At 61.2% G+C, this 25,631-nt stretch carries 27 protein-coding genes, 1 tRNA gene, 1 pseudogene and 1 other annotated feature; of the genes and pseudogenes, 14 read left to right on the top strand and 15 right to left on the bottom strand.

What is annotated here, in order from left to right; all coding sequences use genetic code 11:
- Positions 1-6 precede the first annotated feature (6 nt).
- A complete protein-coding gene (locus LJE98_RS05375; protein WP_229573974.1) occupies positions 7-606 on the bottom strand; it encodes a LysE/ArgO family amino acid transporter in 600 nt (199 codons plus the stop codon).
- Positions 607-694: 88 nt separating this feature from the next.
- Between LJE98_RS05375 and LJE98_RS05370 the strand changes: the two genes are divergently transcribed.
- Both LJE98_RS05370 and LJE98_RS05365 read left to right on the top strand, forming a co-directional pair.
- On the top strand, positions 695-1,597 hold the full coding sequence (locus tag LJE98_RS05370) for a LysR family transcriptional regulator ArgP (RefSeq protein ID WP_229573972.1): 903 nt from the start codon (positions 695-697) through the stop codon (positions 1,595-1,597).
- Positions 1,598-1,671: 74 nt separating this feature from the next.
- Positions 1,672-2,052, top strand: coding sequence for a YybH family protein (locus LJE98_RS05365; protein ID WP_229573970.1), 381 nt, complete (start codon positions 1,672-1,674; stop codon positions 2,050-2,052).
- A 24-nt stretch (positions 2,053-2,076) separates the two neighbouring features.
- Here LJE98_RS05365 and LJE98_RS05360 read toward each other — a convergent pair whose 3' ends face one another.
- A complete protein-coding gene (locus LJE98_RS05360) occupies positions 2,077-2,538 on the bottom strand; it encodes a heme-degrading domain-containing protein (RefSeq protein WP_229573968.1) in 462 nt (153 codons plus the stop codon).
- Positions 2,539-2,639: 101 nt separating this feature from the next.
- Between LJE98_RS05360 and LJE98_RS05355 the strand changes: the two genes are divergently transcribed.
- The 9 genes from LJE98_RS05355 to paoC all read left to right on the top strand — a co-directional run bounded on the left by LJE98_RS05355 (position 2,640) and on the right by paoC (position 9,649).
- The gene (locus LJE98_RS05355; protein ID WP_229573966.1) at positions 2,640-3,056 is read left to right on the top strand and encodes a secondary thiamine-phosphate synthase enzyme YjbQ; all 417 of its coding nucleotides are present in this window, start codon (positions 2,640-2,642) and stop codon (positions 3,054-3,056) included.
- A gap of 153 nt (positions 3,057-3,209) precedes the next feature.
- Positions 3,210-3,575 carry a hypothetical protein gene (locus LJE98_RS05350; protein ID WP_370660333.1) on the top strand — a complete coding sequence of 122 codons (366 nt, stop codon included), beginning with the start codon at positions 3,210-3,212 and terminating at the stop codon, positions 3,573-3,575.
- Between the two features lie 416 nt (positions 3,576-3,991).
- Complete coding sequence (locus LJE98_RS05345) at positions 3,992-4,294, top strand: hypothetical protein (protein ID WP_229573965.1); 303 nt, start codon at positions 3,992-3,994, stop codon at positions 4,292-4,294.
- Positions 4,295-4,318: 24 nt separating this feature from the next.
- On the top strand, positions 4,319-4,636 hold the full coding sequence (locus LJE98_RS05340) for an ATPase inhibitor subunit zeta (protein ID WP_229573963.1): 318 nt from the start codon (positions 4,319-4,321) through the stop codon (positions 4,634-4,636).
- A 364-nt stretch (positions 4,637-5,000) separates the two neighbouring features.
- The gene (locus LJE98_RS05335) at positions 5,001-5,363 is read left to right on the top strand and encodes a hypothetical protein (RefSeq protein ID WP_229574930.1); all 363 of its coding nucleotides are present in this window, start codon (positions 5,001-5,003) and stop codon (positions 5,361-5,363) included.
- A 238-nt stretch (positions 5,364-5,601) separates the two neighbouring features.
- A complete protein-coding gene (locus tag LJE98_RS05330; RefSeq protein WP_229573961.1) occupies positions 5,602-5,844 on the top strand; it encodes a hypothetical protein in 243 nt (80 codons plus the stop codon).
- Positions 5,845-5,917: 73 nt separating this feature from the next.
- A complete protein-coding gene (gene paoA / locus LJE98_RS05325) occupies positions 5,918-6,499 on the top strand; it encodes an aldehyde dehydrogenase iron-sulfur subunit PaoA (RefSeq protein WP_229573959.1) in 582 nt (193 codons plus the stop codon).
- Complete coding sequence (locus LJE98_RS05320) at positions 6,496-7,446, top strand: FAD binding domain-containing protein (protein WP_229573952.1); 951 nt, start codon at positions 6,496-6,498, stop codon at positions 7,444-7,446. The genes paoA and LJE98_RS05320 overlap by 4 nt, the downstream gene beginning before the upstream one ends.
- 4 nt (positions 7,447-7,450) lie before the next feature.
- A complete protein-coding gene (gene paoC, locus LJE98_RS05315; RefSeq protein WP_229573950.1) occupies positions 7,451-9,649 on the top strand; it encodes an aldehyde oxidoreductase molybdenum-binding subunit PaoC in 2,199 nt (732 codons plus the stop codon).
- A 184-nt stretch (positions 9,650-9,833) separates the two neighbouring features.
- On the opposite strand, the gene LJE98_RS05310 is transcribed toward paoC, so the two are convergent.
- The 12 genes from LJE98_RS05310 to LJE98_RS05255 form a co-directional block, all read right to left on the bottom strand.
- Complete coding sequence (locus LJE98_RS05310; RefSeq protein ID WP_229573949.1) at positions 9,834-10,778, bottom strand: acetamidase/formamidase family protein; 945 nt, start codon at positions 10,776-10,778, stop codon at positions 9,834-9,836.
- Positions 10,779-11,080: 302 nt separating this feature from the next.
- A complete protein-coding gene (ehuA, locus tag LJE98_RS05305) occupies positions 11,081-11,860 on the bottom strand; it encodes an ectoine/hydroxyectoine ABC transporter ATP-binding protein EhuA (RefSeq protein ID WP_229573947.1) in 780 nt (259 codons plus the stop codon).
- Positions 11,857-12,549: an ectoine/hydroxyectoine ABC transporter permease subunit EhuD gene (gene ehuD / locus LJE98_RS05300; protein WP_229573945.1), complete on the bottom strand. Its 693-nt coding sequence runs from the start codon at positions 12,547-12,549 to the stop codon at positions 11,857-11,859. Before ehuD ends, ehuA begins: the two co-directional genes overlap by 4 nt.
- 13 nt (positions 12,550-12,562) lie before the next feature.
- Complete coding sequence (gene ehuC, locus LJE98_RS05295) at positions 12,563-13,228, bottom strand: ectoine/hydroxyectoine ABC transporter permease subunit EhuC (RefSeq protein ID WP_229573943.1); 666 nt, start codon at positions 13,226-13,228, stop codon at positions 12,563-12,565.
- Positions 13,229-13,286: 58 nt separating this feature from the next.
- Positions 13,287-14,138 carry an ectoine/hydroxyectoine ABC transporter substrate-binding protein EhuB gene (ehuB, locus tag LJE98_RS05290; protein WP_229573941.1) on the bottom strand — a complete coding sequence of 284 codons (852 nt, stop codon included), beginning with the start codon at positions 14,136-14,138 and terminating at the stop codon, positions 13,287-13,289.
- A gap of 56 nt (positions 14,139-14,194) precedes the next feature.
- Positions 14,195-15,214 (bottom strand): N(2)-acetyl-L-2,4-diaminobutanoate deacetylase DoeB, encoded by a 1,020-nt coding sequence (gene doeB, locus LJE98_RS05285; RefSeq protein ID WP_229574928.1) that lies wholly within the window; start codon positions 15,212-15,214, stop codon positions 14,195-14,197.
- 3 nt (positions 15,215-15,217) lie between these two features.
- Positions 15,218-16,396, bottom strand: a complete 1,179-nt coding sequence (doeA, locus tag LJE98_RS05280; protein ID WP_229573940.1) for an ectoine hydrolase DoeA — start codon at positions 16,394-16,396, stop codon at positions 15,218-15,220.
- Positions 16,393-17,406 (bottom strand): ectoine utilization protein EutC, encoded by a 1,014-nt coding sequence (eutC, locus tag LJE98_RS05275; protein ID WP_229573938.1) that lies wholly within the window; start codon positions 17,404-17,406, stop codon positions 16,393-16,395. The genes doeA and eutC overlap by 4 nt, the downstream gene beginning before the upstream one ends.
- Positions 17,403-18,422, bottom strand: a complete 1,020-nt coding sequence (eutB, locus tag LJE98_RS05270; RefSeq protein WP_229573936.1) for a hydroxyectoine utilization dehydratase EutB — start codon at positions 18,420-18,422, stop codon at positions 17,403-17,405. The genes eutC and eutB overlap by 4 nt, the downstream gene beginning before the upstream one ends.
- Before the next feature lie 67 nt (positions 18,423-18,489).
- Positions 18,490-19,938: a PLP-dependent aminotransferase family protein gene (locus LJE98_RS05265; RefSeq protein ID WP_229573934.1), complete on the bottom strand. Its 1,449-nt coding sequence runs from the start codon at positions 19,936-19,938 to the stop codon at positions 18,490-18,492.
- A 164-nt stretch (positions 19,939-20,102) separates the two neighbouring features.
- Positions 20,103-21,506, bottom strand: coding sequence for an aspartate aminotransferase family protein (locus tag LJE98_RS05260; protein ID WP_229573933.1), 1,404 nt, complete (start codon positions 21,504-21,506; stop codon positions 20,103-20,105).
- 14 nt (positions 21,507-21,520) lie between these two features.
- A complete protein-coding gene (locus LJE98_RS05255) occupies positions 21,521-22,999 on the bottom strand; it encodes an NAD-dependent succinate-semialdehyde dehydrogenase (protein WP_229573932.1) in 1,479 nt (492 codons plus the stop codon).
- Positions 23,000-23,120: 121 nt separating this feature from the next.
- Between LJE98_RS05255 and LJE98_RS05250 the strand changes: the two genes are divergently transcribed.
- Positions 23,121-23,588 carry an Lrp/AsnC family transcriptional regulator gene (locus tag LJE98_RS05250; protein WP_229573931.1) on the top strand — a complete coding sequence of 156 codons (468 nt, stop codon included), beginning with the start codon at positions 23,121-23,123 and terminating at the stop codon, positions 23,586-23,588.
- A gap of 188 nt (positions 23,589-23,776) precedes the next feature.
- On the opposite strand, the gene LJE98_RS05245 is transcribed toward LJE98_RS05250, so the two are convergent.
- Positions 23,777-24,202 (bottom strand): hypothetical protein, encoded by a 426-nt coding sequence (locus tag LJE98_RS05245; RefSeq protein ID WP_229573930.1) that lies wholly within the window; start codon positions 24,200-24,202, stop codon positions 23,777-23,779.
- A gap of 619 nt (positions 24,203-24,821) precedes the next feature.
- Here LJE98_RS05245 and LJE98_RS05240 point away from each other — a divergent pair.
- Positions 24,822-24,911, top strand: a tRNA-Ser gene (locus LJE98_RS05240).
- Between the two features lie 55 nt (positions 24,912-24,966).
- Positions 24,967-25,631 (top strand): annotated as a pseudogene (locus tag LJE98_RS05235) (IS3 family transposase); the annotation flags it as partial.
- Positions 25,194-25,349: a sequence feature (AL1L pseudoknot), on the top strand. (Overlaps the previous pseudogene by 156 nt.)

Raw genomic sequence — 25,631 nt, 5'->3', positions numbered from 1 at the left:
TGGCAATCAGAACAGCAACTTGATCGCAATCGAAGCCATCACGACGGCGATGACCACATCGAGGATGCGCCAGGCGGATGGTCTTGCGAACAGGGGCGCAAGGAGCCGGGCGCCATAACCCAGGCTAAAGAAGAAGAAGAACGACGCCGTCATGGCGCCAAGCGCAAAAGCCAGTTCATGTCCGGCATACCGTGTTGAGATCGAGCCGAGCAGCACGACGGTATCGAGATAGACATGCGGGTTGAGCCAGGTGAAGGCAAGGCAGGTGAGGAAGGCCGTGCGCAGGCTCGTTCTATTGCTCTCGCTTGCCCGCAGACTGTTGCCGCCCGTCCAGGCCGAATAGGCACTTCGAAGTGCATAAGTGATGAGGAAAGCTGCTCCCCCATAACGCAGGAGCGGCTCCAGCCAGGCGATGCGTGAGAGGACGGTCGCGAAGCCCGCGACGCCGAGTGCGATCAGGATCGCGTCGGAGATGGCGCAGGTCAAAACCAGCGGCAGAACATGCTCGCGCAGCAGGCCCTGGCGCAGGACGAATGCATTCTGCGCGCCAATCGCGACGATCAGGCTGAGGCCCAGGAAGAAACCGGCAGTAGCGGCAACGATCATGATGAAAATCCCGTTTCGTGCCGCTTTGACTAGGGGATGAAGTTGAATTAGAAAAGGTAATAAATCTAATCTGGAATAAGCGCTTCTAATGTTCGATCCTGCTCAGCTCGCGGCGCTATCGGCGGTTTTCAGAACCGGCAGTTTCGAGGGCGCCGCCCAGATGCTGCATGTCACCCAGCCGGCGATATCGCAGCGCGTGCGCCAACTCGAGGAGCAGGTCGGAACCGCGCTCGTCATTCGTTCGCAGCCCTGCCGCCCGACGGATGCCGGGGGGCGATTGTTTCGCCATGCCGAGGAAGTTCGCCTGCTCGAACAGGGCGCTCGGCGCGATCTGGGTCTCGAATCGGAGAATGGGGCTGAGAATGATGGCTGGCCGACGCTCAGGCTCGCGGTCAATGCCGACAGCCTTGCGACCTGGTTCGTCCCGGCGATGGCGTGCGTGGATTCGGTTCTCTTCGATCTCGTGATCGACGATCAGGATCACAGCGCGGAATGGCTGAGACGCGGTGACGTGCGCGCTGCCATCAGTGGTTCGGCAAAGCCGGTCCAGGGCTGCGATTGTCGCCCGCTTGGAGCGCTGCGGTATCTCGCCACCGCCAGCCCAGCCTTTGTCGACCGCTGGTTCGGGGCAGATGGCGTGACCCCCTGGCGGCTCGCCCGTGCACCCGTCATCACCTTCAATGCGAAGGATCGCCTGCAGACGCGCTGGGCGGAGCAGGTCCTCAATGTATCTGTGACGGGGCCCTCCCACTGGCTGCCTTCAAGCCATGCCTTTGTCGATGCTGCCTGTGCTGACCTCGGCTGGGGGATGAACCCGGAGCCATTGGCCGCAGCCGCATTGGCCGATGGCCGGTTGAGGGAACTCGTGGCCGGACAGCCGCTCGACGTGCCGCTCTATTGGCATGTCAGCCGAGCTGTGGCGGGTGCGCTCAAGCCCCTGACCGATGCGGTGGTGCGGGCGGCGTCCGCCGTGCTTCATCCGATTGTCTGAAGCCTATTGTACCGCTGGCAGATCTTGCCCCGGCGACAGCATTGCCTAGAATAAACCAGGAGAAGGAGTAGCCCATGTCACTTCAAAACCAGACACTTGCCGTCATCGATGCCCTCAATCGTCATGACTTCGACGCGCTGCTCCCGATGTTCGAGGAGGAGGCGGTGCTTGATCTACCCGACGGCATCCGGGTGATAGGTCACGCGTCCTTCCGGGACACGCTCGCGGCCTATGTGCTGCGCCACGGCATTACGCTGTCGGATCATGTCGTGATGGTCGACGGCGCCGGCTTTCGCGTCGCCGTCGAGTGTACGCTCAACGGATCGGATCGCCACGACGCCGAATCCGGCGTCAACGGGGATGCCGGCCCATACGCATTGCCGGCCGTTCTGGTGCTGGAACGCGAAAGCGATCTCTTTACGCGACTCAGCCTGTATGCCGGTACGCGTCCCTGACGAGGGACCTGAGTGGGATTTCGTTCAGCGCGCGCCGAAGTAGGCTTCGAGCACGGAGACGATCATGGCGTGATCCTCCTCGGACTTGAGGCCCGAGACCGTGACGGCAGCCACGACGCCTGTGCCGGCGACACGGATCGGAAAGCTTCCGCCATGGTCGGCATAGTCCATCGGGTCGAGGCCGATCTCGGGCGAAACGCCACGGTCGCGGCTGCGGTTGAGCTCACCGACGCGCAGCGAGGCCTTGTGCATGCGCAGGGTCACATTGCTCTTGCGGCGTGCCCAATGATCGTTGTCGGGTGAGGCGCCGGGCAGGGCGGCGTGAAACAGCGTTCGGTCCGGTGTGCGGATGTCGATGACGACAGGTGCTTTTTGCGAGAGAGCGAGGTCCACCAGGCGCCGCCCGACCTCCAGTGCCACGAGTTCGTCGAAGCTCTTGAAAACGAGCTGGCTTTCCTGTCTTTCGATGGTTTCGATCAGGCTCATGGTCTGTGGTTCTCCCTCTTCGGGCGGGAGACTACAGAGGCGAATCGGGGCTGACTAGAGGCGGGGCGTGGTTCTCCCCGCGAGAGAGTGAGGTGCGACACATGCCAATGCTGCGGCTTTCGATATCCACACACGGGCAGGGGTTTTACGAATTCACCGACCAGGCTTGTGAATTTCTGGGTGATTCCGGACCCGAAGAGGGCGTGATGAGCGTTTTCGTGCGTCACACGTCCTGCTCCCTGCTCATTCAGGAGAATGCCGATCCCTCCGTACAGGCTGACCTCAAGGCCTTTTTCCGTCGGCTCGTGCCGCCCACCACGGACCCGCAGATGAACTGGATCACCCATCGCGACGAAGGACCCGACGATATGCCGGCCCATATCAAGGCGGCGCTGTTGCCCGTGTCGCTGTCAATCCCGTTTGCCGGCAAGCGCCTTCTGCTCGGCACCTGGCAGGGGATTTACCTCTTCGAACATCGTGACAGCCCGCATCGCCGGGAAGTGATCCTGCATGTGTGAGGGCTGACTGCTCGCGCCGCCCGCAAGGTGAACATTCGCTGAATGCGGAATTCGGACTGCATTCAGCCAGCCTCTCCTATCCTCACATCAATCGCTCGACATGGCGGGATGGAAACGATGGCGCCGAGGGGCGCCTCTTCAAGGAGAGAGAATATGTTCGGCATGCTTCGCAAAATCGGCCTCGTCGCACTTGTCTCGGTCATGGCGACCACCGGTCTCGCCACCACGGCCTCTGCCGACAGCTTCGGCTGGGGCATATACATCGACGGTCCGCGCCAGGGCGGCGCCGGCTGGGATCGCCCCGGCCGCGGCCCGGGCTGGGACCGCCCAGGCATGGACCGTCCGCGCCGTGGCGAATGCCGCCCGCATCAGGCGGTCGAGAAGGCTCGGTGGAACGGCCTGCGCCGCGCATTCGTCGCCGACGTGACACCGCGCCGCGTGGTCGTGGCCGGCGTCCGCCACGGCGGTCGCGACCGGATTGTTTTCGCCAATGTCCGCGGTTGCCCCATCATCCGCTGATCCCCAAGTGGCGACGGCCTCGATCGGCCGGATGGCTCATCGTCCGCGCCTCGATCGCCCGTCGCCCGGGCCATGCATCAACGGGCCATACAAGACTCGTGCTGCATGGCCCCCACCATTTTTGTCATGCGTTTGCGACGCCTTGATCCCGCCCGAATCGATCGCCATATGCCGATCAACCCGCTGGTCCGGGCCCCTCTGGCAAAAGCCTTCCGGCGCTTTTGCGATGTCGGACCGTTTCGACACCGCTGCCGGTCCAGGGACCAGTTGATGCCACGCCACCATTCCATCCTGATCAGCCCGGGTCGCTTCCCGAGCCCCGAGACTGTGTTTGCACGTCCGGGCCATCCGAAGCCGCGTATCCTCTCGCCGCGCGGCGGCGAAACAGGGTCGTTGGCGCTCAAGGAGGGACGTCGATGATTGCTGAATTCATCGCTTCGCTGTTTGCGTTGTTTGTCGTGGACCCCGTCCAGGCCGAGATCGAGGGCCGCCTTGCGGCGGTTCAAGCCCCGATCGAGATCGTGAGCCAGGCACGCGCCTGCCTTGGCACGACCGGGCCGATCCTGATCGAGCGCGCGACCGGCGACGTCTGGTGGGCCGGAGCGACCATGGTGAAGATCGCGACGGGCCTCACAGGATCGGTCGAATTTCTGGACGCCGGCAATCCCGCCTGCGCTCCCGTTGCCACTTACCTTACCGCTGCCGAAGCGGAAGCCTGAAACACGTCGAGGAGGAACCCCACAATGTCGTCATCTGCCACAACCACACCAGGCGATGCCCATCACCATGAGGAGGAGGCGCTCGGCAGCATTCGCGCCAGACGCAATCTTCTCACCGGCTATTGGGCAGGCTCGCTGATCGGCTTCACCGGCGACGATCTCGGTCGTTATGCGAAGGATCTGCATGCCGTCGATCATACCGTGGCCGGTGACAGCGACGTGATCTCGCGGCTTTCGCGCGACCTCGCGACCGCTGGCCATAGCTTCACCAAGACCGACATCGAGGCAGCGCTGCGCCGATTTCATGCCCAGGCGCTGAAGGATACGGGCTGCACTGAATGAGCGTATCTGCTCGCTGAAGCGTCACCCAAGCCGATGGGCAGGGCGGCGAGTGAGCCGAGGCGCATCATGGTCGCCATCGCGACTATGATCCTGTCGCGGGCCTCCAACAGAGGTCCGCGAGGGGTCGATGCCGGATATTGGCTGTCGGGTGTGTTTTTGCCCCATCCTGGCGGTGGGAAGGAAGCCGGACCGGTGACGCGCCCCAAGGCAGCCATGGTCTGCAGCGGCGACCTGTGACCACGTCGGATCCATATCGATGGTGGAAAAGATCGTCCACATTCTCGGATTGTTTCCCGGGCCAGACGCGCTACACTCTCCAGTGTCAGCATGAAAACGCTCGGGGAGGAGCAATTTGATGAGACGCATGTGGCCTGAGGAATTCAGTTTCATTCTCGACGCGGCAGAGGAGGTGACGCTCGACAGTGCGGCGCGCGCGAGGGAGGACGGTTCGCATAGCGAAGCGATCCATCGCCAGGGCTTGAAGGTTCGCATGACGCAGGCTGATTATGAGCGGATCTGGCCGCTTGCCGAAGCGCGCTATCGTCTCCAGGGACGTTTGGCCGGCAAGGCGGTCACGATGATCGTCAACAATCCGCATTACAGTCAGTGGCATCCGGCTGATGGCGGCACGGTCGAGAGCGTCTCCGACAGCGGGCGGGCCTATTCGACCCGCTATGTCGTGGTGCATTTCCTGCTCGATGATGTTCGCGAGACGGTCGAGGCCTGAAGGCTGGCAGGCTGCACCGCGATCAGCGCCTGAACTTCGTATCAGACACCCTGCGGCACGGAAGGCTGTGGGGTGTCTTGCATGTCTGGAGGTGGCGTGGTGATCGTCGCATGACAGGGTCTGCGTGAGTGTTGCCACGGTCGTTGCCAATGGCAGCTGGCGCGGAAAGCCGCCAGGCAGCAAAGAGATTGGAACAATCCCGCGCCGTCAGACTTTCCCAGCAATTGGGAGCGGCATCATGACAGCAAGCGACATTCTGACGGAAGACGTGGCGGACTTTGCGTCGCGGCTCGAGGCGATGACCGAAGACGAAGTTTTCGCCGCCATGAGGTCTCTGGAATTGCGCAGTGAAGAAAAGTCCGGTGATCGGGATGAGATCTTCTCCAGGATTGCTCTCGTCGAGGAAGAACTCGAACGCCGGTTTCCGGGTCAATCTCTGGCGCCATACCGCAACTGGAAAAAAGATCAGCCTCTTCGGTGATGAGCCTTGAGAGCGCCGTGCAATCGAAACACTCCCCAAAAATTCATCCCGAGACGGTCACACCCAAGGAAACATGCCGGTTAAGCCGTATGAAGCGGCAACAGCCCCGGGTCCAGTTCCAACACCAGGACATCCAATGAGTTACAGCACCAAGCTTTCCCTGACGATCAACGGACAAGTCCGCGACATCGACGTGGACAACAGAACGACCCTGCTCGATGCATTGCGCGAGCACTTGCATCTCACTGGCACGAAGAAGGGCTGCGATCACGGACAGTGCGGGGCCTGCACGGTTCTGGTCGATGGACGCAGGGTGAATGCATGCCTGACGCTTGCCGTCATGCATGAGGGTGACGACGTCACCACGATCGAGGGCCTGGGAGAGCCTGGAAACCTCCACCCGATGCAATCTGCCTTCGTGAAGCATGACGGTTTCCAGTGTGGTTACTGTACGCCCGGTCAGATCTGTTCCTCCATCGCCGTGCTCGACGAGATCAGGGCGAATATCCCGAGCCATGTGACATCCGACCTGACTGCCGACGCCGCCGTGACGGTTGAAGAAATCCGCGAGCGGATGAGCGGCAACATCTGTCGCTGCGGCGCCTATTCCAACATCATCGATGCCATTACCGAGGTTGCGGGAACACAAGCATGAGAGCATTTACCTATGAACGTGCCTCCTCGGTTGAGGCTGCCGCCCGTGTTGCCGCCTCCAAGCCGGACACCAAGTTCATCGCCGGCGGGACCAATCTTCTCGACCTGATGAAGCTGGAAATCGAGGCGCCTACCCATCTGATCGACGTCAACGGGCTTGGTCTTGATCAGATTGAGCCGACGCCGGAGGGTGGCCTGCGCATCGGTGCGCTGGTGCGCAACACCGATCTTGCGGCGCATGACCTCGTTCGGCGTGACTACCCGCTATTGTCGCGGGCGCTTTTGGCCGGGGCATCTGGCCAGTTGCGCAACAAGGCGACGACGGCCGGCAACCTGCTGCAGCGGACGCGCTGTCCTTATTTCTACGACACCAATCAGCCCTGCAACAAGCGCCAGCCCGGAAGCGGCTGTTCCGCCATTGGCGGCTTCAGCCGCCAGCACGCGGTGATCGGCGTCAGCGATGCCTGCATTGCCACGCATCCGAGCGACATGGCCATTGCGATGCGTGCCCTTGATGCGGTCGTCGAGACCGTGAAGCCGGACGGCAGTCGTCGCGACATCGCAATCGAAGATTTCCATCTCCTTCCCGGAGACACGCCACACATTGAAACGGTGCTGGAACAGGGGGAGATCATCACGGCCGTGGTGCTTCCAGCGCCGGTTGGTGGCAGGCAGATCTATCGCAAGGTGCGCGACCGGGCCTCCTATGCCTTTGCCCTGGTGTCCGTCGGGGCCGTCATGCAGGAGGACGGCACGGGGCGGATCGCTGTGGGCGGCGTGGCCCACAAGCCGTGGCGGGTCGAGGAGGCCGAGGCGGAGCTCACGAAGGGCGCGCGGGCTGCTTCGACCATCCTGATGGCCGGCGCACGTCCGACCGAGCAGAACAAGTTCAAGATCGATCTGGTGCAGCGCATTCTGAGCGCCGTGATTTCGGAAGCAAGAGGTTGAGGCCATGAAGTTCGACACGCCAGCAACCACAAATCCCATCGACAACCTGAAAGTCGTGGGCCGGCCGACCCACCGCGTTGACGGTGCACTGAAAACCACCGGCCGGGCGACCTATGCCTATGAGTGGCATGATCCGGACCTGCGCTATGCCTATGGCTATCCCATTGGGGCTGCGATCGCCAAGGGCCGTATCCTTTCCATCGATGCCACCGATGCCAAAAGCGCGCGGGGCGTGTTGGCCGTCGTGACGACGCTCGATGTCGGCGAGCGCGAAAAGGGCGAATACAACACAGCGAACCTGTTCGGCGGCAGCACCGTGCAGCATTACCATCAGGCCATTGCCCTCGTCGTCGCGGAGACCTTCGAGCAGGCGCGAGCGGCCGCGGCCCTGGTCAAGGTCGACTATGCGGAGGAGGCTGGCGTCTTCGACCTCGCCGACGCCATGCACGCGGCTGTCAAGCCGGACGATGATCAGACGCCCGATTCGGCTTATGGGGATTTCGATGCCGCTTTTGCGAGCGCTCCCGTGACGCTCGATGCTCGTTACACCACGCCCGATCAATCGCATGCCGCGATGGAGCCGCATGCGTCGGTTGCAGTCTGGGAGGGCGACGAGGTTCGGGTCTGGACGTCGAGCCAGATGATCGACTGGTGGCGGGGAGATCTCGCCACATTCCTCGGCATCGACAAGGACAAAATCCGCCTGATGTCGCCCTATATCGGCGGCGGGTTCGGCGGCAAGCTGTTCCTGCGCGTGGACGCCGTGCTCGCAACGCTTGGGGCGAAGGCCGTCGGGCGCGCCGTGAAGGTTGCGCTGCCACGGCCGTTCATCATGAACAATACCACCCATCGACCGGCCACGATCCAAAGGGTGCGCATCGGTGCCAAGGCTGACGGCCGGATTGAGGCCATCGCCCATGAAAGCTGGTCGGGCGACCAGCCGGGCGGGAAGGTCGAGCCGGCCGTCAACCAGACGCGGCAGCTCTATGCCGGGGCGAACCGCATGACCGCGATGCGACTGGCTACGCTCGATCTGGCTGAAGGCAATGCCATGCGTGCACCCGGCGAGGCCCCTGGTCTCATGGCGCTCGAGATTGCCATGGACGAGATGGCGAACAAGCTCGGAATGGATCCCGTGGAGTTCCGGATCCTCAACGACACGCAGGTCGATCCGGAAAATCCCGAGCGGCCATTCTCCCAACGCGACCTCATTGGATGCCTGCGCCTCGGCGCAGAGCGCTTCGGCTGGCGCGACCGTGGCCAGCCGGGGTCGCGTCGCGACGGGAACTGGATGATCGGGACGGGTGTGGCTGCCGCCTATCGCGACAATCTTCTCGTACCGTCGGCTGCCCGGGTGCGCCTTGGCCAGGATGGTAAGGTCACCGTCGAGACGGACATGACCGATATCGGCACCGGCAGCTATACCATCATTGCGCAGACCGCAGCGGAGATGATGGGATTGACGGTCGAACAGGTCGATGTGCGCCTCGGCGATTCCGGTTTTCCGATATCGGCCGGTTCCGGCGGACAGTTCGGGGCCAATTCCTCGACCTCCGGTGTGTACGCCGCCTGCGTCAAGCTTCGCGAGGCCGTGGCCCAGAAGCTCGGCTTCAACTCCGCCGAGGTCGTCTTCGAGAACGGTCAGGTCCGCATGGGCAATCGCTCCGTCTCGCTCTCGGAGGCCGCCGGGCCGGAGGGGCTCGTCGGTGAGGACAGGATGGAATGGGGCGACCTGTCCAAGACCTACCAGCAATCGACCTTTGGCGCGCATTTCGTTGAAGTCGGCGTGGATGTGGTCACTGGCGAATGCCGTGTCCGACGCATGTTGGCTGTCTGTGCGGCCGGGCGTATCCTCAACCCGATCACCGCGCGGAGCCAGGTGATCGGCGCAATGACGATGGGCGTTGGCGCTGCCTTGTCCGAAGAACTGGCCGTAGACACGCGCCGGGGCTTCTTCGTCAATCACGACCTGGCCGGCTATGAAGTCGCCGTGCATGCCGATATCCCGCATCAGGACGTGATCTTCCTCGAGGAGACCGATCCGATGTCGTCGCCGATGAAGGCCAAGGGTGTGGGTGAGCTGGGCCTTTGCGGCGTCTCAGCCGCAATCGCCAACGCGGTCTACAATGCAACGGGACTGCGGGTCCGCGATTACCCGGTTACGCTCGACAAGCTGATCGATGGCCTTCCCGAGGTGGCATGACCTTGAGGACCACAGGGACGCATGACCCTGCGGTCCTTCGACACTTCAGGCCCGCCAGGTGAGTTACCAGACTGCGATGATCGGAGCCCACCTATGGGCTCCAATCATCGCGATTTTGCGTAGGCCGCAGACAGCGAAGCGGCCTCTGACGGCAAGGACTGGTTGCAGCCCCGAATTTCTGTCGTCAGGACAGAACGATCCGGGGGAAGTAAAAGGAGACGACCCAGTTTGGCATGTCGACGATTTCGCTGATCCTCAGGTCGCCGCAGACCGAGCAGAGCATGTAGGCGTCAACCGGGTTCATGCCGTGCTCGGCGGTGAGAAGATCAATCATCCGCATGACGGCTTCCTGCGCGCCGGTCATCAGGTCGGGACCGATGCCGGTCGTCACTTCGTAGCCGGCGCCATCGAGATGGCGTGTCACCGGTTCGGTCGTTGTGAAGCGGGGCGTCTTCATATTGGCGCCCTTCACCAGGTCGAGGGTGAGTTCGACATTCATCTGGCTTTCAATGGCCGTGCCGCAGACTTCTCCATCACCCTGGGCAGCATGCGTGTCGCCAACCGAAAACAGTGCGCCCTCAACTTCAATCGGAAGATAGAGCGTTACGCCTGATGTCAGGTCCCGGATGTCCATGTTGCCGCCAACGCGGCGGGGCGGAACGACCGAATGAAGCCCGACTTCTGCCGGAGCGACGCCGATCGTGCCGGTGAAGGGCTTCAGCGGCACCTTGCCGCCGGGCCCATAGGCGGCCGGTGCCATGGAGGTCGTGTCGTAGGACCAGAGATACAGGGCGGGTTCCTTGAACTGATCGGCGAGCAGGCCGAAGCCCGGGATGTTCGCGGTCCAGCCATGGCCGCAAGGGTGGAACTTGCGGATTGTGACTTTCAGCGCATCACCCGGTTCTGCGCCCTCGACATAGACGGGTCCCGAGACCGGATTGACCTTGTCGAAATCGAGGCTGGCCAGCGTGTCGAGTGTCGCGTCCGGGCCCAACTGTCCGCCGGAGGAATCCAGGCATTCGAACAGGATTGTCTCGCCCGGCTTGGCGACGAGGGCCGGTGGGAAATCATTGTTCCAGCCAAAATTATGCTGGGCCCGGTGGATGGTGTGGTTGCAGGCGACACACATGATGATGGCTCCAGTTCTTCGTGATGCGATACTGCTTCGCCAAGATTGCGCATATTTCCGGGAGGTGAAATAGCCTGCGAGCGGTCGGAACATCCCCTTGATACGCTCTTCCGTACCGGAGCCTGCGGCAAGCCCGGTCGAGAGGTCAAGACAGGAACGTTCGGATTCTCCCGGATGGGGGCGGGCTCCTGCGAGAAGTCCAGAGGCTACGCAGATACACGCAATAGAGCCAGCAAGTCCGGTTCCTGCGCGCTTGCGACAGCGAAGGCCGGAGGCTGCATCCCGTCGACTCTGGAGCCAATCTAGGCCAGCACGGAGGATAGAAACTCGCGCGTTCGCTCCTGTTTGGGCGTTCCGAAGATCTCCTCGGGGGATCCCTGTTCGCAGATGCGCCCCTTGTCGAAGAAGCAGACCCGGTCCGATACCTCGCGCGCAAAACGCATCTCGTGGGTGACCAGCAGCATGGTCAGATCGTGCTCATGCGCGAGACCGCGGATGACGGAAAGCACTTCGCCGACCAGTTGGGGATCGAGCGCCGAAGTCGGTTCGTCGAACAACAGAACACGCGGCCGCATGGCGAGTGCGCGGGCAATCGCGACACGTTGCTGCTGCCCACCCGAAAGTTGCACCGGATAATGGTCCTTCTTGTCAGCCAATCCCACCATGTCGAGCAATTCGATGGCGCGCGCTTCTGCCTCTGCCCGCGCCATGCCCAGCACCCGTACCGGGGCTTCAACGACATTGCGCAAGACCGTCATGTGCGGAAACAGATTGAAGCTTTGGAAAACCATGCCGACATGTTTGCGGATCTCGCGCAGATGCCGTTCGGAGGCCTGGAACGGTCCATTGCCATGTTCTTCATGATAGGACGTGTCGGCAAGTGTCAGCCTTCCTTCCTGGAACGGTTCCAGCGTCATGAGGATGCGCAAGACGGTCGATTTTCCAGACCCAGACGGCCCGATGAGCGTGACCTTCTCGCCCTGGGCCACGCTGAAATTGAACTGGTCCAGGACCGTCAGAATGCCGAAGCGCTTCGTGACGTTGGAAAATTCGATGATGGGCTTGTTGATGGTATCGGTCATCGCATGGGTATCCCTGCTTTGGGGAGCGCTTTCTGCAGGAGATGCAGGCCTGCCGAGCAGATCAGCGTCAGGAGGAGGAAGATGAGGCCGACGAGTGTCAGTGGCACGAGGTATTCGAACGTGCGTTCGCCGATCATGTTGGCAAGGCCCATCATCTCAAGGACAGTGACGACGGAAAGAACGGGCGTTTCCTTGATCATTGCGACCAGATAGTTGCCCATGGCAGGCACGATGCGCGGGACGGCCTGGGGGAGGATGATGTCCCGATAGGCTTGAATTCGCGTCAGATTGAGCGCGGTCGCGGCCTCCCACTGTCCGCGATGCACGGCCTCGATCCCCCCGCGATAGACCTCGGACGTATAGGCCGCATACTGCAGACCCAGCGCAAGCGCGCCGGTGAGGAAGGCAGGAAGGACAATGCCGAACTCGGGCAGGACGTAGTATAGAAAGAAGAGCTGCACCAGAAGCGGCGTATCGCGCAGGAACTCGACGACGAAGGCGGTCGTCCAGGAGATCGCCTTGACCCGGCTGCGGCGCAGCAGGGCGAAGACGAGGCCAAGGGAGAGCGCAATTGCAAAGCCGGCAGCCGCCGCCTTTAACGTTACAGTCAGGCCGATCAGGATGATCGGAAGGATCGATATCGTGTAGGTGACCCAGGTGGTCGTGTCCCATTCATAACCATACATCATGACGGCAGGCTCCTCACGATTGGCCCGGACGCGGCATGACGTCACCGCGTCGCACGAAGCGTTCGATCCCCTTGATTGCGATCATCAATATCAGCGACATCGCGAAATAGCAGACGAGCGTGATCGAGTAGATGCTGGTGCTGTCGAGGGTCAGGTTGCGGATCGACTGGGCCGCGAATGTCAAATCCGCGATGGAAATCAGCGAGACGAGGGAGGATAGCTTGAGGGTCTCGATGGCGAGATTGCCGAAAGCGGGCATCATCTCGACGATCGCCTGAGGCAATGAAATCCGATACAGCGTCTGGAAGCGATTGAAGTTCAGAGCACGAGCCGCTTCCAGCTGCTGCGGGGACACAGAGGAAAGTGCACCCCGAACGATCTCCGCCCCATAGCCGCCCACATGCGCGGCTAGCACCAGAATGCCTGTCGTGACCGGCTCGAAACTGAGCCCGACCAGGGGCAGGGCATAATAGAACCAGAAGAGCTGAACGAAGAGCGAAGTGCCGCGAAACACCTCGGTGTAGCACAGCGCTATGCCCGACAGGATGGCGCCACCCTCGACGCGCAGGATGCCGAAGAAGAAGGCCAGGGCTGCTCCGACGGCAATCGCTGCAAGCGTAATCGTCATCGTGACGGTCGCGCCCTTCCAGAGCATAGGCAGATAGGCTGTCCAATCCATCTGTGAACTCCCGGTTTCAAGACGTCTGGCGCCCGGTCAGACCGGGCGCCATCCAGCATTATTTGCCGGCGCAAAGATCGGCGACGTTCTTTTCCGCAGCAGCTGCGATGCTCGCTTCGGAAACGCCATATTTTGCAAGGATCGCCTTGTAGTCGTCCGTCTTGCGGAACTCGACAAGGGCAGCGTTGAAGGCGTTGCGCAATTCCTCGTCTTCCGGCCGGAATGCGAAGCCGCCGTAGTTGCGCACCGGTGCATCATTGACGATCGGGTCTTCGAAAGGGGCGACCTGCTCGACATTCGCCTGATCCTTGGCGAGCTCAGAGACGGTCAGTTCCGTGGCGGCATAGGCATCCACCCGGCTCTCCACCGTCGGGATTGCATCGGCATTGGCCGGAATGAAGACGATCTGGTCGTCCTTCACTCCGACGGCCCGAAGAAAGTCGACGTTGTTTGCACCCGAGACGACGGCGACCTTCAGCGACGGATCCTTGGCGATGTCGGCATAGGTTGTCAGACCCTTGGGGTTGCCCTTCTTTACCAGAAGTCCTTCGCCATAAGACGAGTTCGGTTCGGTGAAGGAAACCTGCTTGCAGCGTTCAGGCGAAATGTTCTGTTCGGCCGCAGCGAAATCGAAACGGCGCGCCTTGAGGCCCGGGATCAGCGTGCCGAAGGGCGTCACCGTCCAGTTGACCTCTTCGATGCCGATCTTTTTCAACACGGCATTCGCGACATCTGGGCCGATGCCCGCAGATGTGCCGTCCGGCTGCATGTAGGAATAGGGCACTTCATTGGCCGTGGCTGCACGAATGTAGCCCTGCTCCTTGACTTCTTCGAGGGTGAGAGCGCCCGCCGATGTGATTGAAACGGCGAGGGCGAGAGCGGAAAGTCCGGTGATCTTTGTGATGTGCATCTGAATTCTCCTCTGGTTCATTGTTTTTGCCTGTCCGGTTCGGTTCTTGTGCCGGTTTACCGGGCAGGTTCTCCCGTCACCGTGGCGATGACGGAAAGGCAGTCGCCGGCCTTGATCAGGCCGGGCACGTGTCGTGCCGCAAGCACGCCATCCATGGCGGCTCGGTAGTCGATCGGGGTGATGCCGGTCTTGCCCACGGGATAGACCCGGGCAATGGTTTCGCCGGCTGTGACGGTCTCGCCGAGGTCACGGACAAACGCGACAAGACCGTCGTCCTCGGCGAAGGCGAAGCAATCGCTCGATGGCATGTCCAGCCACTGGGTGGACTGCACGTCTGGAGCGCCGGGCAGGATGCCCGCGTGGCTCAACAGGTTGAGGATGCCCTTTCGGGCGATCTGGATGGATCGGGCACTTGCCGTACCGCCGCCGCCGAGCTCCGTCGTGACGAATACCTTGCCCATGTCCTCGACGGTCGTGTCGAGCATGCCGACCGCATCGATTTCCAGCATCTTCATGGAGTAGGGAGCGGAAAACGCGGCCACGGCATCGAAACACCGCGCCTCCTGGGTTTTGTCAGGCAATTCGTGTGCCGCAGCGTATGGCAGAAAATCGAGCGTCTTGCCGCCCGAATGGAAATCGAGGACGAAGTCGGCGAGTGGTGCCAGATAGCGGGTCACGTAGTCGGCGATCTTTTCCGTCACGGAGCCGTCCGGGCGGCCCGGAAAGCTGCGATTCAGATTTCCCCGATCGATCGGAGAGGTTCGTGTGCCGGCGCGAAAGGCAGGATAGTTCAACGCCGGAACGATGATGACACGTCCACTCACGTCCGCTGGATCCAGCGACTGTGCCAATTCGAAGAGAGCCGCGGGGCCTTCGTATTCGTCACCGTGATTGGCTCCGGTGAGAAGGGCGGTCGGTCCGTCGCCGTTGGCGATGACGCAGATGGGGATCATCACCGAACCCCAGGCGCTGTCGTCGCGGCTGTAAGGCAGGCGCAGATGACCGTGTTGTACGCCCATGGCGTCGAAGTCGACGGAAGGGGTAATCGGGGAGGGGCGGGACAGACCGGTCAACATCATTCAGCCCTTCACGAACAACTGTCGCGGAACATTCGAAAAACATTCGACACCTGTTTCAGTGATCGCGATGCTTTCCGTGATTTCGAGCCCCATATCCTCCAGCCACAGCCCTGTCATGAAATGGAACGTCATGCCTGGCTTCAGTTCGGTGCGATCGCCGGGGCGCAGGCTCATGGTGCGTTCGCCCCAATCCGGCGGATAGGAAAGACCGATGGGATAGCCGGTCCGGTTGTCCTTGATGATCCCGTATTTCTTCAGGACGGCAAAGAAGGCATTGGCGATGTCTTCGCATGTGTTGCCGGGTCTTGCCGCCGCCAGTCCGGCCTCCATGCCTTCCAGGGTCGCCTTTTCGGCATCGAGAAAGGCCTGTGTCGGCTTGCCCAGAAAAACAGTCCGCGAAAGCGGGCAATGATAACGCTTGTAGGCGCCGGCGATCTCGAAGAACGTTCCCTCGCCAAGGCGCATGGGTTTGTCATCCCATGTCAGATGAGGCGCGGATGCGTCTGCGCCGGATGGCAGGAGCGGCACGATGGCCGGGTAATCTCCGCCAAACTCGGAGGTGCCGCGAATGCCGGCGTCATAGATCTCGGCGACCAGGTCACATTTGCGCATGCCGGGCTCTATGGTGTCGACGATCCGCTTGTGCATCAGTTCGACGATCTTGCCGGCCTTGCGCATGTAGTCGAGTTCGGTCGGGCTCTTGATGGAGCGCTGCCAGTTGACGAGACCCGCGGCATCCTTGAAGCGGGCATTGGGCAGGTGCTTTTGCAAGGACGCGAAGGCGGCGGCCGAGAAGTAGTAGTTGTCCATCTCGACGCCCACGGTAAGGTTCGACCATTTGCGCTCGTCGATGATCTGCGACAGCAGATCCATCGGGTGGCGCTCGGTCGACTGCACGTAGTGATCCGGGTAGCCGATGATGTTGGCGTGGTCGAGATAGGCGGTGCGCTTGGCGCCATTGGCGTCCTGCTTGCGGCCATACCAGATCGGCTCTCCGCTCGGCGGAACGAGTACGCATTGATGCACATAGAAGGACCAGCCGTCATATCCCGTCAGCCAATGCATGTTGGACGGGTCGGTGATGATCAAAAGATCGATCTGCGCCGCTTCCATGGCATGACGGGTTTTGGAAAGGCGCTCGGCATACTCCTCGCACGTAAAGTTCAGCGTCACGCTCACGCGGCGTCTCCCTTGTTGATTTTGTTGTCGATTGTCTGGCCGATGCCGGCCTCGCGCGCGCGGTGAGCGGCCAGATTGGCAATGGCAGTGTCCTGGACGCCCGTGCCCGTCAGATCCGCGAAGGTTATTTCTTCGGCACTTGTTCTGCCTGGCACCTTGCCGGCGATGACAGCGCCGAGTTCGTCGAAATGCTGATTTGCCGCAACCGCTCCGGCATTTATGGCATGGTGCAACTCGCCGAGAATGCGTGTCTGGGTGATACGATCGGCGATGTATCTGGCTCTGGCGAACACGGCCGGATCGATCTCGTTCTTGTGTTCGGCATCGGATCCCATCGCCGTCAGATGCTGACCGGGTTCCAGCCAGTCTGCCCGCAGAACCGGCTCTTCGGCAGGCGTCGTCGTGACGATGATATCGGCATTGTGCGCTGCCTCCCGTGGGTCCTCCACGGCCGTCACGTCAATGCCATGCCTGCTGGTGAACTCGCCGGCGAGCTTGCGCGCTTTTGCAAGGTCGCGCGCCCAGATCCGTGCTGACCTTAGCGGACGGACCAGCGTCAATGCCTGAAGCTGGAGTTGTGCCTGCATGCCTGCACCGAAAATTGCGGCGACGGAGGCATCCCGGCGCGACAAATGTCGCGCGGCAACTGCGCCGGCCGCAGCCGTGCGCACATCGGTGAGATAACCATTGTCGAGCAGAAGCGCCTCGACCAAGCCTGTTCTGGCGCTGAAGAGGATCATCAGCCCGTTGAGGCTTGGCAGACCGAGCTTGGGATTGTCGAAGAAGCCTGGGCTGACCTTGATCGCAAAACCGTCAAATCCGGGCACATAGGCTGTCTTGACGTCGACCTCGCCGCGGAACTGAGGGATGTCGAGCCGCAAGATCGGGGGCATTGCGACGTCTTGGGTGGAAAGCGCCGCAAATGCGCGCTCGATACAGTCGACCGCGGACGCGTCCAGTTGGACAACCGCTCGCAGGTCACTCTCCGTCAGGATCGTGATGCGGCTCATGCGTCTGCCCCTTCTGTTATTCTCCGGTGGAGCTCCGGATCGATGTTGCCGCCTGACACGATGACGACGGTGGGGCCGAACAGTTCGACCTTCCCGGCCAGAATGGCGGCAATGCCGACCGCCCCGGCGCCCTCGACCATTTCGCCTTCCTCGCGCCAGGCGTGGCGAATGCCTTCGGCGATTTCGCCTTCGCTCAGAAGAATGACGTCATCCAGGAGATTGTTGCAGAGCGTAAAGGTGACGTGGTTAGAGAGGCCGACGCCGCCGCCCAGGGAATCGGCCAGGGTTTGTTCTTCGCGGACTGCCACCGGTCGTCCGGCGGCGATCGACGCATTCATCGCAGCCCCGCGTTCCATGGAGATGCCGACGAGGCGCGTCTGAGGCCGCAAGGCCTTGACGGCTACGGCGATGCCGCCAGCAAGCCCACCTCCGGACAGGGGCACGAGCACGGTTTCCAGATCCGGGACGGCATCGAGAATTTCAAGGCCGATCGTTCCCTGGCCGGCGACGACATGCACGTTGTCGAAAGGCGGGATTGCCGTCAGACCACGCGTTTCGACCAGTCGTTCGACTTCCATCTGGGCATCGTCCTGCGAGGCGCCGATGATGCAGACTTCGGCGCCAAGCGAGCGGATGGCTTCGACCTTGTTGGCCGGAACGAGCGCAGACATGCAAACGATGGCTGGCACGCCAAGTTCGCGTGCCGCATAGGCAACTGCCCGCCCATGGTTTCCCGTAGAGGCCGTGACGAGCCCACGCCGGCGCCCACCTTCGTCGAGAGACAGGATGGCATTCATCGCCCCGCGCAGCTTGAAGGCGCCGATCGGCTGGCGCGTTTCCAGTTTCAGATGAACCGGATGGCCGGTCTTGTCAGACAGGGCGCCTGAGTGAATGAGCGGCGTCTGTGCGACGCGACCGTTTATCCTTGCCGACGCATTGCGAATCTCCGCCAATGTCACTGGCAGAGTGTCCGCGGTGGCCGGATGGGGCAGGGGTTCGCTCTTCATGATTGTCATGTTGAGAGCGAAACAAAATCATGTCAATTATTATATTGTAATGATTCAATGTTTGCCGAAGAACGTGTCATCCTATCGAGCCTATGTCGTAAACCGGGGGCATTTGATCGAATGTCTGGCGTACGATGGTCAGCGCTTTGGTCAGGCTGGTCTGGTTCAGGCGTCCGCCCAGACAGATACGGATACCGCCGCCATGACCCGGTCCGGCGATGAAAGGTTCCGACGGCGTGACGGCAACATTCTGGTTGGCAAGCGCACGCACGAGACTGTCCTCGGTCCACTGAGGAGGGACCCTGAGCCAGGCGCAGAGCGAGAGCGGGTGGCTGGAGGCGATGTGATCCGCCAGAATATCGGCTGCCACCTGCTGGCGCTTCCGTGCCTCCTCGCGCTGGATGGCGACCAATTGCCGTGCCATGCCATTCTCGACCCAGCGTGTTGCAATTTCACCCGCGAGATAGGTGCCGCTCCAGCTGGTGACGCGCAGGATGGAGGCCGCCCGGATGGAATAGGAGCGCGGCACGACAAGGTAACCGACACGCAGCCCGGTGAGGACTGTTTTTGTGAAACTGGTGACGAAGAAACCCAGGTCCGGAACCATGTCGCAGATCGAGGGCAGGTCTTCCTCGATCAACGGCCGATAGACTTCGTCTTCGACAACAAAGACGCCGTACTGCTCGGCGATTGCCGCAATTTCGCGCCTGCGCGCTGCGCCGGCCACGTGACCTGTCGGATTGTTCAGCGTCGGGATGAGGACCAGTGCCCGCACGCCGCCGCCCGAACAGGCGGCGGAAAATGCATCCGGCAGGATGCCTTCGCTGTCTGTGGGTAATCCTTTGAGGCTGAATCCCAGGACGTTCGCCAGTCCGATAATGCCGTGATCGGTCAGGTTTTCGCACAGGACGATGTCGCCGGGACGAACGATACAGCTCAAGGCCAGAAATATGCCATGGGCCGCACCGTTGGTGATGAGGATGCGTTCGCCCGTCGTGTCGACGTTCAGTGTTCGAAGCCAGTCGCGCGCCGTCTCCCGATGATGATCAAGCCCCGCGATCGGCCGGCAAGGCCTCATGAAGCTGGCATTGTCAGCCTCTGAAAGCTCTCGGAGTATTTCGCGCGACGCCTTCTCGTGGGCATCGAGATAGACACCACGAACGATGGAAAGATCGAGCACCTCATTGGCCCTGTGATCGAGCATCATGCGGCCCGCGCGATCGGTCACCCGGGCCTTGACGAAGGTGCCGCGTCCGATCTCGCCGCTCAGATAGCCGAGACGCTCTGCCTCCTTGTAGGACAGGCTGACGGTCTGGACGGAGAGGCCGAGCTCGCGCGCGAGATCCCGATGCGTCGGCATCCGGTCCATCGGCTTGAGGATGCCTGCGTCAATATCCGCGATGATGCGTTCGGTCAGTGCAGCATGCTTCGTCTCACCTTTGTTTTTCGCGAGCTGAGGTCGCCAAAGCACAGGCTTGGCAACGGTCACCGGATCGCGGGCGGAGTGATTGGATTGTTGACGCATGAAATTGTCTCGCTATGACGACGCAAATTTCATGACATTATGCACGCTTCGCTCCAGAAATGAAGCGGCTGGGATCCGAGGCGGAACCGCCTCGGATTTTTCGCACTTCTGCAGCGTTGATTGCCTGCAGTGCCGTCGGCGACGAGCGTTTTACCGAGCGTGTGTCAGATCTTTTCGCGGGCCTGTACCAGTTCATCCATGACGGAGCGCACGGCGGAATCGGCAATGGCGATGATTTCGTCGATCTCTTCCTTTGTCGTGACGAGGGGAGGGGCAAAACCCAGGATGTCGCCATGCGGCATCGCGCGCGCAATCAAGCCGCGGGCCCGGGCAGCCTTGGAGACACGGGCACCCACCGATAGGGACGGGTCAAAACGTGTCTTGTGTTCACGGTCTGCCACGAATTCAATGGCGCCCATCAGGCCGACGCCGCGAACCTCGCCGACAATGGGAAGCTGCGCAAACTTTTCCTTCAGCTGCGCCTGGAAATAGGCGCCGACCGTGCGGGCGTTGCCCGGCAGATCCTCCTTTTCGACGATGTCGAGAACCGCGTTTGCAGCTGCTGCGCCGATCGGGTGGCCCGAATAGGTGTAGCCATGGGAGAAGGCGCCAACCCGACCGGCCCCTTCTTCCATGACCTTGTAGACCTTTTCTCCGATGATTGCGCCCGAGAGGGGGAAATAGGCGGAGGTGAGGCCTTTGGCCACTGTGATCAGATCGGGTTCGATACCGTAATGCTGGGATCCGAACATCGAACCGGTCCGGCCGAAACCGGTAATGACTTCGTCAGCGATCAACAGGATATCGTATTTCCGCAGCACCTTTTGAACCTCCTGCCAATAGCCCTCAGGCGGCGGAGTGATGCCACCCGTTCCCAGGACGGGCTCAGCGATGAAAGCGCCGATCGTTTCGGGATCCTCGCGCAGGATGAGAGCTTCAAGTTCGCCTGCGCGACGTATCGAGAATTCGAGTTCCGTTTCCCCGGCTTCGGCGCCCCAATAGTGATGCGGTGCGCCGGTATGCAGGATGCCGGCGCGCGGCAGGTCCATGTGGTCGTGATAGAAACTCATCCCGGTCATGGATCCGGAAACGACGCTGCATCCGTGATAGCCGCGTTCTCTGGAAATGATCTTCTTCTTGTTCGGCTTACCGCGAAGGTTGTTGTAGTACCAGACGAGCTTGGCTTGGGTCTCGTTCGCATCGGAACCCGACATGCCGTAAAAGACCTTGCTCATCTTTCCCGGCGCCATCCTGACAAGGCGGTCGGACAGAATTGCAAGTTCATCGGTCGTGTGGGCCGCATAGGAGTGGTAATAGGCGAGGCGATAGGCCTGCCGGGAAATGGCTTCGGCCACCTCGGTCCGGCCATAGCCGACGTTGACACAATACAGCCCGGCAAAGCCGTCGATCAATTGGTTTCCATGGGCATCCTGGATGCGTATGCCCTTGCCGGTCTCGACGATCGTGGGATCTCCCAACTTGCCGCTGGCAAAATCCTTGAGCTGGGTGAAGGGGTGCAGGACCGAGTTGCGATCCATCTCGGCGATCTGGTTCAGTTTGGCATTCATGGCAGTCCATCCTTTCAAGCAGCGAGATTTCCAAAGCAGACATATTTTGCTTCGAGATATTCGAGGAGGCCGTGGCGCGAGCCCTCACGACCCAGGCCGGATTGCTTCCATCCACCAAAGGGGATGGGCGCGCCGGTGAATTTCGGCGTGTTGACGGCGACCATCCCGTATTCGAGCCTGTCCGTGAGCCGCATGGCGCAGCCCAGATCACGGGTGTAGACGTAGGCCGCCAGGCCCATTTCTGTGTCATTCGCCCGCGCGAGGACCTCGTCTTCGTTATCGAACGGCAATATTGCCGCGACAGGACCGAAGGTTTCTTCTCTTGCAATCATCATGTCGTCAGCGACATCAGCCAGCACCGTCGGTGTGACGAAGTTGCCGCCCAGAGGACTGTCCTGTCCGCCGCAGACGAGGCGCGCACCGGCTGACAGGGCCTGGGAGATCTGCTTTCGGCATTTTTCAGCCACTGAAGGACGCGTCATCGGCCCGATGTCGATATCCGGCTGAAGGCCATGTCCGACCTTAAGCTCCGATGTCGCCCTGGCGAAGGCCTCGACAAAGCGCTCGTAAAGCTTGCGCTGGACGTAAATGCGGTTTGCCGCGAGGCAATCCTGCCCGGACGTGGCAAATTTTGCCCCCATGCATCCCTTAACCGCTGCCGTCAGATCGGCATCGTCAAACAGGATGAACGGCGCATTGCCGCCCAGTTCAAGTGACGCCTTCTTGATCGTGGGGGCGGATTGGGTCAGCAGAATTCGCCCGACTTCCGTGGAGCCGGTGAAGGAAAAAACCCGAACCTCCCTGTGTTCAAGCAATCGGCGGGAGAGTGGCGCGGCCTCGCCGGTCAATACCTGGAACACGCCCGCCGGGATGCCGGCTTCCTGCGCGAGTTTTGCCAAGGCCAGAGCCGAGAGCGGTGTTTCGGGTGCAGGTTTGACGATCATGGTGCAGCCCGCGGCGAGCGCTGCGCCGGCCTTGCGGGTGATCATTGCAGACGGGAAGTTCCATGGCGTGATGGCCACAGTGACGCCGACTGGCTGCATCTGAACCGAGAGACGGCCTCCTGGCAGATGGCTGGGGATGGTTTCGCCGTAGGCACGCTCGCCTTCAGCGGCAAACCAGTCGAGGAAACTCGCGGCATAGGAAATCTCGCCTTCGGACTCCGCAAGTGGCTTGCCCTGTTCTGCGGTCATGATGACGGCGAGGTCCGTTGCATTCTCGCGCATCAGTTTTGCCCATGTGCGCAGGACCTGACCGCGCTCCAGCGGCAGGGTGTCCCGCCAGGTCTGGAACGCCCGCGTGGCAGCCTGCACCGCAGCATCGGCATCTTCGAGGGAGCAGGCCGCGACGTCGGCCAGATGTTCTGCTGTTGCGGGATCCGTGACCTGAAGGGTGTCGGCGCGCGCAATCCAGGCGCCATTCAGAAACGCCCGGTGCTCGAGCAGTTCGGGCCGTCGCAGGGATTTGAGCGCGGCTTTGGCGATACCTTTCATAGGTCACTCCCTCTTTCGGTTTATCGAAGTCTAACCGCATCGCATGTTCATTTGACTGCGTAGAGGGGCGGGCTTATGCAGGATGCTGATCCTAATTTCCTCCTATGCGCAGGATTGCTGCATGAATTCACTTGATCGAGCGGACAGGGCGTTGCTGGATGCGGTGCAGAGAAACAATCGCCTGACCTCGGAAGAGCTGGCGGGCATCGTCAACTTGTCACCGACGGCCTGCCAGCGGCGGCTGAAACGATTGCGCGAGGAGGGGGTGATCGAGGCGGATGTATCGATCGTATCGCCCAAGGCCGTCGGACGGGGCATCACCATGATCGTTCTTGTGTCGCTGGAGCGCGAGCGTGCTGATATCGTCGACCGGTTCAAGGCGGCGATCCGGGCGACGAAAGAGGTGATGATCGGCTACTATGTCACGGGTGACGCCGACTTCATCCTGGTGATCACCGCAAAGGACATGGAGGACTACGAAGCCTTCACGCGGCGCTTCTTCTACGAGAATCACGATATCAAGGGGTTCAAGACCATGGTGGTCATGGATCGAGTAAAGGCAGGCTTTGCCTTTCCGATCGAGCCCTAGCCGATCTGGCGGGGCGCCGGTGCGGCAAAATCCCTCGTGCATACTCTTTATGAGAGAGGGGCGTCATCGTGGTCCGGAAAGCTGGGCGGCGATTCGGATTGGACGAGGGACCTGGCGATGGTCTCTGGGCTCCAGCGGCGAAGCGATCAAGGCTGGGAGCAATCAGAGTTCTTACGACAGGGGGCCTTTTATGGAGAAGGAGGCTTTCGATGCGAGGTGAGGGATATGCGAGGGCTGCATAACCGGTTTATGGCCGCGAACAATGTCCAGCCGATGGCGATGCCAACCATGTTGGGTGCGAGATCTGCCAGTCTTGGATTGTTACCGATTGTTGGCATCTGAACAACCTCCCAACCGACTCCGACAACAAAGGTGAGGATAGCCGCAAGCGGCAGGCGATCTCGACCAACAGCAATCACTGCAAGAGCAAAGATGAAGGCCGTTGAGCCGATATGCGGCATCTTCGTCAGTGCGTTTGCAATCGCTTCCCTGCTGAGATCCCAATCGAACACCGGCTTGCGATATCCCTGGTTCGTTTGAGCTGCCGCCCATAGGCTGGCTGCACCGAACGCCAAGAAGGGGATCCATCGTCGCTTGCCGACCAGCTTTTTCATGAATGAATGGTCCTCATTGGCTTTTTCCTTTGCCGCGTCGAGCTTCACACCGCACGTTGGCAAAAAGTAGGCGGCTCGACAGGATACAAGTGTGCCGTCATGGTCTCGGCAGTGTCCACCTCGTATGCGCCCATCCCTCTAGCGCGTCATCTTGGATTGAAACGTAGAAATGCTCATCGACAGGCTCGAACTACAACTTGCCAAGGATGAGGAGTGGTACAGCGTGGGTGGGCAGGTGTGGTACAAAAATTCCGCCCTCGAACCGGTTCACTTCGCGCGCCAAGGCGGCATGTGGTAGCGGGAACGCCTCAGGAAACCGGGGTCGTGCCGAGTCTGCCGTCAGGGACCGGCTCGTTGTGTGATCGCCTCGGCCTCCGCCTTCACCGACCACCGGTCCTCCACTGGGTTGGCGGGGTCATGTCTACCGATATGAATGCGTCGCAAATCCTATTGGGATATCGCGGCCAACCGCGGGAGGGGCCAACGCTCCGGCCCATCGGCTGGGACGCGCGGTGCATGTTTTTGTGGTGCGCGGAAAAAGCGTGACATTCGCTCTTGCGTGGGGGGTGAGTTGCCGCTATGAGACAGCCCGCGCCAACAAGCGCCGACCAGTGTGACCGGAGAGGTGGCTGAGTGGTCGAAAGCACCGCACTCGAAATGCGGCATACTCGCAAGGGTATCGTGGGTTCGAATCCCACCCTCTCCGCCAAAATTCGCGCCACTGATTTCATGCGATTTTCAAAGTCCGTGAGCGTGCCATCCGTATGGTGCTGGATCATGAAGCAGAGCATTCGTCGCGGTGGGCTGCCGTTTCATCAATCGCGGCCAAGATTGGCTGCTTGCCAGCCACGCTGCATGAGTGGGTCAAGAAGACCGAGGTCGATAGCGGCAAACGAGCAGGCCTGCCGAGTGATGTGGCCGAGACGATGAAGGCGCTGGAGCGTGAGAACCGCGAGCTTCGCCAGGCCAACGAGATTCTGCGCAAGGCATCCGCATATTTCGCGATGGCCCCTATCGGCGAATGCAAGCATTCGCCTGTCGGGTGAGAGGAAGCTCGACCGCCCCTTCAAGCGATGATCTCGTTCATTGACGAACACCGTGGCGTGTTCGGGTCGAGCCGATCTGCAGGCTATTGCCGATTGCCCCATCAACTTATTACGAGAACGTCGCCAAGCGCCTGGACGTGGATCGCCTCTCGATCCGCGCCCGCAGCGATATCAGCCTGAAGATTGAGATACGCCGGGTGTTCAATGAGAATTTCCAGGTTTATGGCGTGCGCAAGGTCTGGCGGCAGTTGCAGCGGGAGGGCTTCGACATCGCCCGCTGCACTGTCGCTCGGCTTATGAGAGTAGTGGGGCTGCAGGGCATCATTCGTGGCAAACCCGTCAAAACCACCGTGTCGGACAAGACCGCCGCATGTCCGCTCGAC

The sequence above is a fragment of the Rhizobium sp. 'Codium 1' genome (assembly GCF_020889605.1).
In the GTDB taxonomy this organism is placed as follows: Bacteria; Pseudomonadota; Alphaproteobacteria; order Rhizobiales; family Rhizobiaceae; genus Allorhizobium; species Allorhizobium algae.
This window is presented reverse-complemented; position numbering and strand designations above follow the sequence as displayed.

Coding starts and splice junctions, on each gene's coding strand:
- LJE98_RS05335 (WP_229574930.1), top strand. CDS start 5,001: ATGTGGCCTGAGGAATTCAGTTTCATTCTCGACGCGGCAGAGGAGGTG.
- LJE98_RS05355 (WP_229573966.1), top strand. CDS start 2,640: ATGCCAATGCTGCGGCTTTCGATATCCACACACGGGCAGGGGTTTTAC.
- paoC (WP_229573950.1), top strand. CDS start 7,451: ATGAAGTTCGACACGCCAGCAACCACAAATCCCATCGACAACCTGAAA.
- eutC (WP_229573938.1), bottom strand. CDS start 17,406: ATGAGCCGCATCACGATCCTGACGGAGAGTGACCTGCGAGCGGTTGTC.
- LJE98_RS05370 (WP_229573972.1), top strand. CDS start 695: ATGTTCGATCCTGCTCAGCTCGCGGCGCTATCGGCGGTTTTCAGAACC.
- LJE98_RS05330 (WP_229573961.1), top strand. CDS start 5,602: ATGACAGCAAGCGACATTCTGACGGAAGACGTGGCGGACTTTGCGTCG.
- ehuB (WP_229573941.1), bottom strand. CDS start 14,138: ATGCACATCACAAAGATCACCGGACTTTCCGCTCTCGCCCTCGCCGTT.
- ehuA (WP_229573947.1), bottom strand. CDS start 11,860: ATGACCGATACCATCAACAAGCCCATCATCGAATTTTCCAACGTCACG.
- paoA (WP_229573959.1), top strand. CDS start 5,918: ATGCCGGTTAAGCCGTATGAAGCGGCAACAGCCCCGGGTCCAGTTCCA.
- LJE98_RS05320 (WP_229573952.1), top strand. CDS start 6,496: ATGAGAGCATTTACCTATGAACGTGCCTCCTCGGTTGAGGCTGCCGCC.
- LJE98_RS05360 (WP_229573968.1), bottom strand. CDS start 2,538: ATGAGCCTGATCGAAACCATCGAAAGACAGGAAAGCCAGCTCGTTTTC.
- LJE98_RS05365 (WP_229573970.1), top strand. CDS start 1,672: ATGTCACTTCAAAACCAGACACTTGCCGTCATCGATGCCCTCAATCGT.
- LJE98_RS05345 (WP_229573965.1), top strand. CDS start 3,992: ATGATTGCTGAATTCATCGCTTCGCTGTTTGCGTTGTTTGTCGTGGAC.
- LJE98_RS05375 (WP_229573974.1), bottom strand. CDS start 606: ATGATCGTTGCCGCTACTGCCGGTTTCTTCCTGGGCCTCAGCCTGATC.
- LJE98_RS05350 (WP_370660333.1), top strand. CDS start 3,210: ATGTTCGGCATGCTTCGCAAAATCGGCCTCGTCGCACTTGTCTCGGTC.
- LJE98_RS05250 (WP_229573931.1), top strand. CDS start 23,121: ATGAATTCACTTGATCGAGCGGACAGGGCGTTGCTGGATGCGGTGCAG.
- doeB (WP_229574928.1), bottom strand. CDS start 15,214: ATGTTGACCGGTCTGTCCCGCCCCTCCCCGATTACCCCTTCCGTCGAC.
- LJE98_RS05310 (WP_229573949.1), bottom strand. CDS start 10,778: ATGTGTGTCGCCTGCAACCACACCATCCACCGGGCCCAGCATAATTTT.
- eutB (WP_229573936.1), bottom strand. CDS start 18,422: ATGACAATCATGAAGAGCGAACCCCTGCCCCATCCGGCCACCGCGGAC.
- LJE98_RS05265 (WP_229573934.1), bottom strand. CDS start 19,938: ATGCGTCAACAATCCAATCACTCCGCCCGCGATCCGGTGACCGTTGCC.
- LJE98_RS05245 (WP_229573930.1), bottom strand. CDS start 24,202: ATGAAAAAGCTGGTCGGCAAGCGACGATGGATCCCCTTCTTGGCGTTC.
- LJE98_RS05340 (WP_229573963.1), top strand. CDS start 4,319: ATGTCGTCATCTGCCACAACCACACCAGGCGATGCCCATCACCATGAG.
- ehuC (WP_229573943.1), bottom strand. CDS start 13,228: ATGGATTGGACAGCCTATCTGCCTATGCTCTGGAAGGGCGCGACCGTC.
- LJE98_RS05260 (WP_229573933.1), bottom strand. CDS start 21,506: ATGAATGCCAAACTGAACCAGATCGCCGAGATGGATCGCAACTCGGTC.
- ehuD (WP_229573945.1), bottom strand. CDS start 12,549: ATGATGTATGGTTATGAATGGGACACGACCACCTGGGTCACCTACACG.
- LJE98_RS05255 (WP_229573932.1), bottom strand. CDS start 22,999: ATGAAAGGTATCGCCAAAGCCGCGCTCAAATCCCTGCGACGGCCCGAA.